Annotated in this window: 11 protein-coding genes; 9 read left to right on the top strand and 2 right to left on the bottom strand. The window is 44.7% G+C overall.

The features are described 5' to 3' along the window. Positions 1-191: 191 nt before the first annotated feature. Positions 192-1925 carry an arginine--tRNA ligase gene (argS, locus tag ACMAZD_RS12860; RefSeq protein WP_435247515.1) on the bottom strand — a complete coding sequence of 578 codons (1734 nt, stop codon included), beginning with the start codon at positions 1923-1925 and terminating at the stop codon, positions 192-194. 349 nt (positions 1926-2274) lie between these two features. On the opposite strand from argS, the gene ACMAZD_RS12855 reads away from it, so the two are divergent. After that, positions 2275-2871 (top strand): VOC family protein, encoded by a 597-nt coding sequence (locus ACMAZD_RS12855; RefSeq protein WP_435247514.1) that lies wholly within the window; start codon positions 2275-2277, stop codon positions 2869-2871. Positions 2872-3234: 363 nt separating this feature from the next. Here the strand turns inward: ACMAZD_RS12855 and purU are convergent, their stop codons facing one another. Further along, entirely contained in the window at positions 3235-4068 is an 834-nt protein-coding gene (gene purU, locus ACMAZD_RS12850; protein ID WP_026012229.1) for a formyltetrahydrofolate deformylase, read from the bottom strand. A 282-nt stretch (positions 4069-4350) separates the two neighbouring features. Here purU and ACMAZD_RS12845 point away from each other — a divergent pair, with 282 nt between their 5' ends. The 8 genes from ACMAZD_RS12845 to rnd all read left to right on the top strand — a co-directional run bounded on the left by ACMAZD_RS12845 (position 4351) and on the right by rnd (position 12439). Continuing rightward, positions 4351-4551: a hypothetical protein gene (locus ACMAZD_RS12845; RefSeq protein ID WP_017079481.1), complete on the top strand. Its 201-nt coding sequence runs from the start codon at positions 4351-4353 to the stop codon at positions 4549-4551. A 160-nt stretch (positions 4552-4711) separates the two neighbouring features. Beyond that, on the top strand, positions 4712-6640 hold the full coding sequence (locus tag ACMAZD_RS12840; protein ID WP_435247513.1) for an ATP-dependent DNA helicase: 1929 nt from the start codon (positions 4712-4714) through the stop codon (positions 6638-6640). A gap of 59 nt (positions 6641-6699) precedes the next feature. Continuing rightward, on the top strand, positions 6700-7401 hold the full coding sequence (gene tsaB / locus ACMAZD_RS12835; RefSeq protein WP_017074519.1) for a tRNA (adenosine(37)-N6)-threonylcarbamoyltransferase complex dimerization subunit type 1 TsaB: 702 nt from the start codon (positions 6700-6702) through the stop codon (positions 7399-7401). 91 nt (positions 7402-7492) lie between these two features. Further along, positions 7493-7798, top strand: a complete 306-nt coding sequence (locus tag ACMAZD_RS12830) for a chromosome partitioning protein ParA (RefSeq protein WP_435247512.1) — start codon at positions 7493-7495, stop codon at positions 7796-7798. Between the two features lie 39 nt (positions 7799-7837). After that, positions 7838-8398, top strand: coding sequence for a Slp family lipoprotein (locus tag ACMAZD_RS12825; RefSeq protein ID WP_435247511.1), 561 nt, complete (start codon positions 7838-7840; stop codon positions 8396-8398). Positions 8399-8450: 52 nt separating this feature from the next. Further along, positions 8451-9377 (top strand): alpha/beta fold hydrolase, encoded by a 927-nt coding sequence (locus ACMAZD_RS12820; RefSeq protein ID WP_435247510.1) that lies wholly within the window; start codon positions 8451-8453, stop codon positions 9375-9377. Positions 9378-9483: 106 nt separating this feature from the next. Continuing rightward, a complete protein-coding gene (fadD, locus tag ACMAZD_RS12815) occupies positions 9484-11178 on the top strand; it encodes a long-chain-fatty-acid--CoA ligase FadD (RefSeq protein ID WP_435247509.1) in 1695 nt (564 codons plus the stop codon). Between the two features lie 142 nt (positions 11179-11320). Beyond that, positions 11321-12439 (top strand): ribonuclease D, encoded by a 1119-nt coding sequence (rnd, locus tag ACMAZD_RS12810; protein ID WP_435247508.1) that lies wholly within the window; start codon positions 11321-11323, stop codon positions 12437-12439. Positions 12440-12471: the final 32 nt, after the last annotated feature.

The following is a 12471-nucleotide window of genomic DNA, read 5'->3' as shown; positions in this document are numbered from 1 at the left end:
TTTTTTGATAAGTAGTTATTCCGTAATCAAAAACTTTAACGCAGTTATCGAGTGTTTTAACCAGCTAGGATGATTAGTTATTTACTACGATTGGTATCAGTATACGTTAGATAAAACAAAAGGTTGATGCTCTCACATCAACCTTTGTATGTATTCATTGCAATCCGAGAAGAGGATTACATACGGTCAAGCTACATGCGCTCTAGAGTTTCAATACCTAGAAGCGACAGGCCTTGCTTGATAGTCTTAGCTGTCAGTGCAGCAAGCTTCAGGCGGCTCTGTTTAACGGTTTCGTCTTTAGCCACAAGGATTGGACACGCTTCGTAGAAGCTAGAGAATTGACCAGCAAGTTCGAAGAGGTAGCTACACATGATGTGTGGTTGACCTTCACGAGCAACAGACTGTACCGCTTCTTCAAATTGTAGAAGTTTCGCGATAAGTGCTTTCTCTTTCTCTTCCGTGATTTTGATTTCACCTTCAAGAGAGTCCATAGAAATGCCTGCTTTAGCAAAGATCGAAGCGACACGAGTATATGCGTACTGCATGTACGGTGCTGTGTTGCCTTCAAATGCCAGCATGTTTTCCCAGTCGAACACGTAATCAGTGGTACGGTGCTTAGAAAGGTCTGCGTATTTAACAGCCGCCATTGCTACTGTATTCGCGATGGTTTTCTTCTCGTCTTCTGCTAGCTCAGGGTTTTTAGATTCAATCAGCTGAGTTGCACGTACTTCGGCTTCGTCCAGAAGATCAGCAAGACGCACTGTACCGCCTGCACGAGTTTTAAATGGCTTACCATCTTTACCTAGCATCATGCCAAATGCGTGGTGCTCAAGAGATACAGACTCAGGAACATAACCCGCTTTACGAACGATAGTCCAAGCTTGCATTAGGTGTTGGTGCTGACGAGAGTCAATGAAGTAAAGTACGCGGTCTGCGCCCAGTTCTTCAAAACGGTATTTAGCACATGCAATATCGGTGGTGGTGTATAGGAAGCCACCGTCACGTTTTTGCACGATAACGCCCATCGGGTCGCCGTCTTTGTTTTTGTATTCGTCTAGGAATACAACTTGTGCGCCGTTAGACTCTTTTGCTAGGCCTTGTGCTTGTAGATCAGAAACGATGTTTGAAAGCATGTGGTTGTACATACTTTCACCCATTACATCATCACGTGTCAGTGATACGTTTAGGCGATCGTAGTTACGTTGGTTTTGAACCATGGTTACGTCAACCAGCTTTTTCCACATTTCAGCGCAGTATGCGTCGCCGCTTTGCAGTTTTACTACGTAGCCACGTGCTTTCACTGCGAATTCTTCGTCTTCGTCGTAAAGCTTTTTAGATTCACGGTAGAACTGCTCAAGATCTGAAAGTTCCATTGAAACTTCGCCAGTTTCAGCTTGGATACGCTCAAGGTTTGCGATAAGCATACCGAATTGAGTGCCCCAGTCACCAATGTGGTTAGCACGGATAACTTGATGACCTAAGAACTCAAGTGTACGAACAACAGCATCACCGATGATCGTTGAACGTAGGTGACCAACGTGCATTTCTTTTGCAACGTTTGGTGCAGAGTAGTCAGCAACAATCGTTTGTGCTTTAGCTGCTGCAACACCAAGGCGAGAGTCAGCCAGTGCAGCGTCTGCTTGTTGTGCTAGGAATGCTTCATCTAGGAATATGTTTAGGAAACCTGGACCTGCGATTTCAACTTTAGAAGCGATACCGTCTAGGTTTAGAACGTCCAATACTTTTTGAGCAAATTCTCGAGGGTTAGTGCCTAGTCGTTTAGCAACACCCATAACGCCGTTTGCTTGGTAGTCACCAAATTGTGTTTTTGCAGATTGGCGAACAGCCGCAGGAAAGCCTGCAGGTGCGCCAGCGGCTTCTAGAGCCTGAGATACTTTGTCATTAATCAGTGCTTGGATATTCACACGCGTTTCCTTCAATTCAAGGATGAATAAGAGTGGCCGTTATTTCGTGGGCATTAAATTTGGCTAATTATGCGTCTAGTTAACGATTTAATGCTGAAATGAACAACAGACTCTGTTTAAGTTCACAAAAATGGCGGTAATCATACCAATTTTGAGAGCTTTCTTATAGGCCGGATTGATAGAAAATTCACATTTCCTGAGGGGTTTTTGACAAACAACTTTTGAGAAGCTGAGTTTGTCTATTTAGGTTGTTGAGATAGGGCGTTAATTGAGTGTTTTTTGCAAAAGCAACGCTTGTTGCTGAAAGTAAAACTGATACCATGCAGCCATTATTTGGAGAACAAAGACAATGACGATGAGCCTGAAGCAAGCCGAACTAGAACCACAACAAATGATTGCGCGCCTTGATACGTTTATGGCGAAAATTGAGAACCTAGGGAATACATTGGGTTTGGATTTAAGCTTTGCTCAAGCGGATCATATTGCATTAAGAATCAATGAACCTGAGCTTGCGAAATCAGCACATCAAGCATGGTCTGAATACGGCTCTACGATTTCAGAAGCGATGATTAACGGTCGTCCAATTGTGGTGTTGGCTTTCGATGAACCATTGCAAAGCCTTGGCTGGAAGATTGAGTGCTTAGAGCTTCCGTACCCTGCAAAAGGTAAAGTTTACCCATCTCAGGACTGGGAGCATGTTGAGTTCGTGATACCTTCTCACGCGCAAACGACCGATGAGTATCTAGCGGATCTTAAAGAAACCTACCCACAGTTTGCCGCTAAGTTTGAAACTTTGGCTGACCAAGGCGTTAAGACAAAACTCTCTAGTCCGAAAGGAGAGGGTGAACGTTTGAATAACCCAACGGTTGCATTCAAGCATCAAGGAATTTGCATCAAACTGCATCCACACTCTTTGAAGAAGATTGTTGAATCTGAACAAGCTTAATTTAAGTATAGAGTTGTTGGTAATAGATTCCTGATTTTGCCTAGGCTCGTCGAAATGACGGGGTGCTTGATAGTCTTTGCCAAAGTCTATCTTTAGGTGCTGACTGAGCGTTCGAGGGCGTATGTCAGAGTCTACAGTTAGAAGATTCATGGCTGAATTCGTCATTCCCGATAGCGACGAAGGAGCGTAATCGGGAATCTCTAAAAGCTAGGCTAATAACCAGATACAAAAAACGCGCAATGGGTTAACCCTGTTGCGCGTTTTTTATTGGGTTCTAACTGGAAGTCTTACTGTAAATCGCTTTTAAGCTCAGAATTACAGAATTACAGAATTACAGAATTACAGAATTACAGAATTACAGAATTACAGAATTACAGTCTTGTTGCCGTAAACAAACACATGATCATTGATCACTTTGTTTAGAGCCTTACTCAATACGTTTTTCTCGACGTCACGACCCGCTTGAGCCATGTCTTTCGCGCTAAAGTTGTGATCCACTGGGATCACGTCTTGCTTGATGATTGGACCTTCATCGAGATCGTTTGTCACGAAGTGTGCTGTAGCGCCAATAATTTTTACGCCGCGCTCATAAGCTTGCTGGTATGGTTTAGCACCAATGAATGCTGGCAAGAAACTGTGGTGAATGTTGATGATCTTGTGGTTGTACTTCTCAACAAAGCCCGGAGTCAGCACTCGCATGTATTTAGCAAGAACCAGATAGTCCGCCTCATACTGGTCAATCACTTCAAGCATCTTCTTCTCATGTTCTTCACGGTTTAACCCCTCGTGAGAAACATGATGATAAGGAATATCAAAACGCTCGGTTAAGCTTTGCAGAGTATCGTAGTTGCCAACTACAGCGGCAATTTCTACATCCAAACTGCCATCGAAGTTCTTCATCAGAATATCGCCAAGGCAATGCGCTTCTTTAGTCACGAGTATCACGACACGCTTACGAGATGAATCAACAAGTTTACGTTTTGTCTTTTCTGGTAGCGCTTGATCTAAATCGGCAAGTAAGGTTTCGTCATTGAAGTAACCCTCTAACTCGGTACGCATAAAGAAGTGGCCACTAGTATTATCAACGAACTCATTGTTGTGAATAATGTTGAGTTGGTGCTTGTAACAAATGTTGGTGATCTTTGAGATGAGGCCCGGGGCGTCAGTACAATGTGTTAATAAAGTTTTTCTTTCCATTTGCATCTTACTTCCATGAAATGTTGCACTTATTATATGAAATCGGGATTTTTCAAAATTTAATGCAGGCCGTCGAACGGTGAACTGAGCCGCAATATCACCGTTATAATTAATCTATTATCAATTTGGTTTCAACAAAATCTACCGTTCATTAGGGGATTAATAAATTGAGAGGCTTAATAAATTCAGGTGAGGTTAGATTTCTGACGGTTTTAACCGACATTCTCGGTCAAGTCCCACTAGAGCGAGCCAACATTTTCAGCCATGCATAGGTGATCATTTATGGATAAAGAGTTACTAGCGAAAAAGTTATATTGTAAGCGTGTAAATTCATTAGTTGGTGATGTTCAGGTGGACGGCAACGTTCTTGATGAAATGTGGGAAAGCAAGGCCTCTCCGACTGATGCTGCTAAAGCCATGCAATCAAGTGATACCGACTTTACTGGTGCGCCTTGGTTGTCTCGTTATTTGAATCGTAAGTAGTTAAACAACCCTTTCATTTGTTTTGGGCTAGGTTGATAAGAAGCACTTAGCCTGCCATGTTCTATTCGATAGACACCTCCGGTGCGCAGTCATTTCTGATTCGCACCGGGTCACTAAACCTGCCATAATTCTCCTTCTATTTTTCTAAACCACGTACTCTATGATATCTAAAACGTTTTCTGCTGATGGTGCCCTGGGTAAAGCGATCCCTGGATTTCAACCACGACAAGCTCAGTTGGATATGGCTGAAGCGGTCTCACAAGCCATTGAGCAACAAAGCCAATTGGTTGTTGAGGCGGGGACAGGTACCGGTAAGACGTTTGCTTACCTCGTGCCAGCGCTGCTAAGTGGCAAGAAAACTATTATCAGTACGGGGTCTAAAAATCTTCAAGAGCAGTTGTTCCATCGCGATTTGCCATTGATGGTCGATGCGCTTGGCTTTTATGGTCAGGTTGCTCTGCTGAAAGGCCGTTCAAACTATTTGTGTTTAGACCGTTTGAGCCGCCAGATGATCGAAAGTCATGGCACTCATACCGATCCAACATTGTTAGCGCAGTTGGTGAAAGTGCGCAGCTGGTCGTCGGCGACACAAACGGGTGACTTAGGCGATTGTGATGACATTGCTGAAGATAGCCCAGTTATCCCAACTATCACTTCAACTAACGACAACTGCTTAGGTAAAGAATGCCCAAGCTACACCGATTGCTTTGTGCTGAAAGCGCGTAAAAAAGCGATGGATTCGGATGTTGTCGTGGTAAACCACCACTTGTTCCTCGCGGATTTAGCGATTAAAGAAACTGGGTTTGGTGAGCTGATACCTGAAGCCGATGTGTTTATCTTCGATGAAGCACATCAACTTCCTGATATTGCCAGTCAGTATTTCGGACAATCAGTATCCAGTCGACAAATCCAAGAACTAGCTAAAGACATTGAAATTGCTTATCGAACTGAAGCCAAAGACATGCGTCAGTTGCAAAAGGTTGGCGAGAGGCTCATTCAATCAGCTGCTGACCTACGTATTGTGCTCGGCGACACAGGATTTCGTGGTAACTGGCGTGAGGCGTTGAAGTCAGAGTCGATTGCGAGAGAGCTAGTACGTTTACAAGATGCGTTGCAACTGGCTGTGGATGTATTGAAATTAGCATTGGGTCGAAGCCAGTTGTTAGACACGGCTTTCGAGCGTGCAACTATGATTAAGTCGCGTATCGAACGTGTGTGTGATGTGTCGATTACCGGTTATTCCTATTGGTATGACACAACGCCACGACAATTTGCTTTGCACATCACGCCTCTTTCGGTTGCCGATAAATTCCACGAACAAATCGAGCTTAAACCGGGTGCTTGGGTGTTTACTTCAGCAACGCTAGCGGTGTCGGATGATTTCGATCACTTCACCTCTCGACTTGGATTAAAGCCGTCAGCACAGTTTTCACTGCCGAGCCCATTTGATTATCCGAATCAGGCACGCTTGTGTGTGCCTCGCTACCTTCCAGAGCCAAATAGCCCGGGCTTGGCTGATAAATTAGTCAGAATGCTGGCTCCTGTGATTGAGCAAAACCAAGGTCGTTGTTTCTTCTTGTGTACCTCACACAGCATGATGAAAGAGTTAGGCGAGCGCTTCCGTGAAACGCTTAGTGTACCCGTTCTATTGCAAGGTGAGACCAGTAAGCAAAAAACCTTAGCGGAATTCATGGAATTAGGTAACGCATTGCTGGTGGCCACGGGGGCATTCTGGGAGGGGATCGATGTTAGGGGCGACGCATTAAGCTGTGTTATCATCGATAAATTGCCCTTTACCGCCCCAGACGACCCGTTACTTAAGGCTCGAATCGAGGACTGTAAGCTAAAAGGGGGTGATCCTTTTGCACAAGTGCAGTTGCCAGACGCAGTGATTACCTTGAAACAAGGTGTTGGCCGATTAATACGTGATAAGCGTGATAATGGCGCTTTGATTATTTGCGATAACCGTTTGGTGACCCGTGATTACGGTGGTGTGTTTTTGGCGAGTTTACCGCCTATCCCACGTACCCGTGACTTAGGGATCATTAAAGAATTCTTAGCTAAATTCCATTCAACCGCTGCTGAGTAATTGGCATTGTTGAGTTTAGCCATTATTTTTAGATTAGATAACGAATATTTGAGACACGAATGAGCGCGAAAATTCTTGCAGTAGATACCGCAACTGAAAACTGTTCAGTTGCACTAGTAATGGGTGACCAGGTGTTCGCACGTAGCGAAGAGGCTCCTCGAGACCATACGAAAAAAATTCTACCTATGGTTGATGAAGTCCTGAAAGAAGCGAACATCGCTTTAACCGATATCGACGCAATCGCGTTTGGCCAAGGCCCAGGCAGCTTCACGGGTGTACGCATTGGTATTGGTATTGCTCAAGGCTTAGCTTTTGGTGCTGATTTACCGATGATCGGTGTGTCAACACTGGCAGCGATGGCGCAGGGTAGCTACCGTAAATTTGGTGAAACTCATGTAGCAACAGCGATTGATGCGCGTATGAGTGAAGTGTACTGGGCTCGTTACAGCCGTGAACAAGATGGTCGTTGGACTGCAGTTGATGCTGAATGTGTCACACCTCCAAGCGAATTGGCTGCGCAGCTTGAAGTGGATTCTGAGACATGGGCAAAAGTAGGCACTGGTTGGGAAGCATACGCCGAGCACATGGATACACTAGCGATCAACACTAAAGCGTGTGAGGTTCTGTTCCCAGAAGCTCAAGATATGGCGTTCCTTGCTCAATTTGCTTATGCAGAAGGTAAAGCGGTTGCAGCTGAAGAATCTGAGCCAGTTTACCTACGTGATAAAGTGACGTGGAAGAAACTGCCAGGTCGCGAGTAAATACGTATTATTTTGGCTCTGTATTCACTTTGCAGATCCAAAATTACAACAGATACAAAATCATTAAAATTAGGTACAAAATTCCTTAAGCATGGTTTCAATAAACGGCTTACCTCCTTCTTCGATAGGCAACACATCCAAAACCAATCGAACCAATAAAAAGAACGAGGTAAAAAAAGGCGATGCAAAAACCTCAGTTGGTCAGCCAACTAAGGTCGCGAATGCTGTCTCGCATTCCATTCGCCAAGTCAAAGAATTTGAGATTCACAAAGCTCAGGTTCAATATGATCTTCCAGAAGGACGTGGACGCCGTGCGATGGAAGAGTATATGGATGTGATGAATCAAGCTAAAAAAGAGGAACTTGCTAAGCTTATTGGGGTCGATATTTATATCTAGCTTTGTGCTTTTATTTATCCTGTTCTAAGGACCAGCATTATGTTTTCTCTCATTTCTAAATCTCGCTTACTTTTCCTTGTCGCTTTCTCTTCGATGGTAATGGGCTGCTCCTCTTTGCCTAAAGAACTTAATGCAAACTCTGAACAAGTCGTGACTGACTACCAAGAGTGGGTAAACACAGTGCCAGACGCTGGCGATGTTCGCTTAGGTGGTGTGATTGCTAAAGTTACGAACATGCAAGATAAGACTCGTGTTGAAGTGGTTAACTTGCCTATCTCAAGTAACGGTAAGCCAGATATTGATGCCGAGCCAAAAGGGCGCTTTGTCGCTTACATTAACGGGTATGTTGAACCATTAAGTTTTTCTGAAGGCCGTTTAGTGACCTTAGTGGGTAAATCGAATGGCACTGAAGATGGTACCATTGGTGATTATCCTTACACCTTCCCAGTGATGAACGTTTACAATCAACGCTTATGGCAAATCACGGAAAGAGTCGTCATCAACGACTTCGCTCCAACGTATTACTCTTGCCGAAGCTTGCACTGTCGTAGTTTTCAGACAATGCCTAAGCACGGACGTGTGATTCAAGACGTGGAATAGTCGAGTTATGTGAACTCGATGAATAGAACAATTTAAGGGCGACAAACTCTCGATGATTGAAAAGTCATATTCCCTTGCGAGCGGGACGCTTGCAACACAACAGATTGGTAACCCAGAAACGACCGCTACGACGGTCGTTTTTATTCATGGGTGGTTAGATAACTCCGCGAGTTTCTCTTCTGTTATCTCGAATCTAGAAGTACTTTCACCAAACTCTCATCTAGTTGCGATAGATCTCTTTGGTCATGGCTTCTCATCGCATAAGTCGGGCAGTTACTATCCGTTTCACGACTATATTGATGATTTGCATCAGTTTGTGGCTAAATTATCACCAAAAAGACTGGTACTAGTAGGACATTCACTTGGTGCATTGATCGCAAGTTGCTATAGTGCTGCCTTTCCTGAAAAGGTGTCAGGATTAATTCAAATTGAAGGTCATGGACCTCTTTCAGAAGCTCCCCACGAAACAGTCTCTCGCTTGAGGGATGGGGTACTCAGTCGTCTTCGACAGCGAAGAAAGCCTTCACGTCCTCTAGCAAGTCTTGAGGATGCTATTAAGCTGAGAGCTCACGCCAACCAAATCAAAGCAGAACTTATTGCCCCTATTGTTGAACGAGGAATCGTTAAGCTAAGTACTGTTGATCGAGCTGTTGCTGCTCAAGTTGCTCTTAGTCAAGCGACTGATGATCAAGGTATTGCCGAGTTCGATAACTTTTGGCGATGGCGATGCGACCCTAACCTAAAATGTGACTCGTTATATCGAATGTCACAAGCGCATGCTGAAGCGATCATGGCGGCTATTGAATGCCCTCAATTAATAGTTTTAGGAAATGATGGATTCCGACATTTGCAGCATAATCGCTACAAATCAGCTCATAGTTCTCTGAATATAGAGACTGTTCCTGGCGGACATCATTGCCATTTAGAGAGCCCAGAGCTAGTCTCAGAGCTAATTCTTGGTGTAGTTAACAAAATTTAAACAAGTGTTTGAGCCTTTTAGTGCTCATGCACTAAAGCTGTGCTGTAATACCGCAATGATAAAAAGCGGCGAAGCAGTCGTCAGCTGATAAACGAGGAGTAACATAGTGGACAAACCTTGGCTTTCACGTTATCCAAGTGACGTACCAGAGACGATCAACCCAGATCAGTACCCATCTCTTATTGAAATGTTCGAACAGTCGGTACAAAAGTACGCAGACCAACCAGCATTCGAGAACATGGGGTCTATCATGACATTCCGTAAGCTTGAAGAGCGCAGTCGTGCTTTTGCAGCTTACTTACAGAATGATCTAAAACTGAAGAAAGGCGATCGTGTCGCGCTGATGATGCCAAACCTGCTGCAATACCCAATTGCACTCTTTGGTGTACTGCGTGCCGGTATGATTGCAGTGAACGTCAATCCACTGTACACGCCTCGTGAACTTGAACACCAACTGAATGACTCTGGCGCAAAGGCGATTGTTATCGTTTCTAACTTTGCGAGCACGCTAGAAAAAGTCGTTGATAAAACTCCGGTTAAACACGTTGTGCTAACCAGCTTGGGGCAAATGCTGCCACGAGCAAAAGGTACGATTGTCGACTTCGTAGTGAAATACGTAAAAGGCATGGTGCCTAAGTACGATCTGCCGGGTGCTATCTCATTCAGGAAAGCATTGCATAAAGGCCGTCGCCTACAGTACGTGAAGCCATTTATGGCTGGCGATGACATCGCATTCCTACAGTACACCGGTGGTACAACGGGCGTAGCGAAGGGCGCAATCCTAACGCACCGCAATATGATTGCGAACGTACTTCAAGCGAAAGGGGCATACAGCCCTGTTCTGCAAGAAGGCCGAGAATTGGTGGTAACCGCATTGCCGCTTTACCACGTGTTCGCACTGACTGTGAACTGCTTACTGTTTGTTGAGATGGGTGGTCGTAACCTTCTGATTACTAACCCTCGTGACATTCCAGGCTTTATTAAAGAGCTACAAAAGGTTCCGTTTACCGCGATTACTGGCGTAAACACCTTGTTCAATGCGCTCGTGAATAACGAAGATTTCTACGAGTTGGATTTCAGTAACATGCGTTTATCTGTTGGCGGCGGTATGGCGGTTCAACGCGCTGTTGCTGAGCAATGGAAGAAAGCGACAGGTGTCCACCTACTTGAAGGCTATGGTTTAACCGAATGTGCTCCTTTGGTAACAGGTAACCCATACGATCTGAAAGACTACACAGGTGCAATCGGCCTACCAGTACCATCGACAGAAGTTCGTATTGTTGATGATGAAGGTAAAGTGGTTGGCAATGACCAAGTCGGTGAATTGCAGGTTCGTGGTCCTCAAGTGATGCAAGGCTACTGGCAGCGTCCAGAAGCGACCAAAGAAGTGATCGACCAAGACGGTTGGTTATCGACGGGTGATATCGTTAAGTTTGATGACGAAGGCTTGTTGTACATCGTAGACCGTAAGAAAGACATGATTCTAGTGTCGGGCTTCAACGTTTACCCGAACGAGATTGAAGATGTTGTGGCTCTACATGGGAAAGTGTTAGAAGTTGCGGCTATCGGCCAACCTCATGAGGTGTCTGGTGAGCTGGTTAAGATTTACGTTGTGAAACGTGACCCTAGCCTAACCAAAGAAGACATTATCACGCACTGTCGTGAACACTTAACTGGCTACAAGATCCCTAAATTGATTGAGTTCCGTGAAGAACTACCAAAAACCAATGTAGGCAAAATCTTGCGCCGAGTGCTTCGTGAAGAAAACGACGCAGAGCTTGCCAAACGCGCAAGCGAGTAATGCTCGGGTTCGCGAGAAATTAGCACCCGGAACCATTCAGGCGCTTAATCTAAGCGAGCGCTGAAAAATGGTGTTAGAATGCCGACAGTTAATGTCGGCATTTTTGTATCCGGCGATCAAAGTAAAATCAGTGAGAGTTTTTGTGGATTATCAAATCATTACCCAAGTGAAAGACCTTGAGCGAGTTTGCCAACAAGCACGTGAAGCCGATGTTGTTATGCTTGATACAGAGTTCGTTCGTACAAGAACCTATTATCCTCAATTAGGCTTAATTCAGTTATTTGATGGTGAAACGCTGTCACTGATTGATCCTATTGCTCTTGATGAAATGACCCCGTTTGTTGGGCTGTTGAAAGACACTTCAGTACTGAAAGTGTTACATGCGTGTGGCGAAGATCTGGAAGTTTTCCAGAACGCATTTGGTTGTACGCCAACACCAATGGTGGATACGCAGATCATGGCAGCCTTCTTAGGTCATGGTCTTTCAACTGGCTTTGCTGCGCTAGTTTCTGAGTTTGTAGGCGTTGACCTAGATAAGAGTGAATCTCGCACCGACTGGCTAGCGCGTCCGCTTTCTCAAAAGCAACTCGACTATGCTGCGGCAGACGTTCACTACTTGATGCCAATGTACAACAAGCTTCTCGAAAAAGTGATGGAAGCGGGCTGGTGGGAAGCGGCGCAACAAGAGTCTGATTTACAAGTGGCTAAGCGCATCCGTAAAGTAAACCCAGACAACGCTTACCTTGATATTAAAGGCGCGTGGCAGCTAAAACCTCAACAGCTAGCCATTTTAAGACCACTAGCAACTTGGCGTTTAAAAGAAGCGATTAAGCGTGATTTAGCGTTGAACTTTGTCTTTAAAGAACAAGACCTATGGGCAGTAGCTCGATTCGCAATGAAAGACCCTAAGCATATGGAGCAGGAAGGTTTTGATTACCGCTCTGTACGTCGCCATGGTGCGAAGATCAGCTCAATCGTGAAATTGGCTGAGCATACACCAGAAGACGAGTACCCAGCGCCAGTAGAACGTCTAATGGACTACCCAGGTTACAAGCAACTCTTCAAAGTGTTGAAAGATGAAGTGAAAACAGCATCACAGCACAGTGGTTTAGCGACTGAGTTTTTGGCATCGAAGAAGCAACTTAACCAAGTGTTAAGCTGGATTTGGAAGTACGATCGTAACCCAGAGAAGCTACCTGATGTAATGCAAGGTTGGCGTCTAGATGTCGTTGGCGAGAAGCTAAATAAAGCAATTAAATAACCTTATATCTTCAGTTAGCAACGAATGCTGCA

This window comes from Vibrio sp. nBUS_14 (assembly GCF_051201655.1).
Classification (GTDB): Bacteria; Pseudomonadota; Gammaproteobacteria; order Enterobacterales; family Vibrionaceae; genus Vibrio.
Note: the sequence above shows the minus strand (reverse complement) of the source record. Positions and strands in the feature narration are given on the sequence as shown.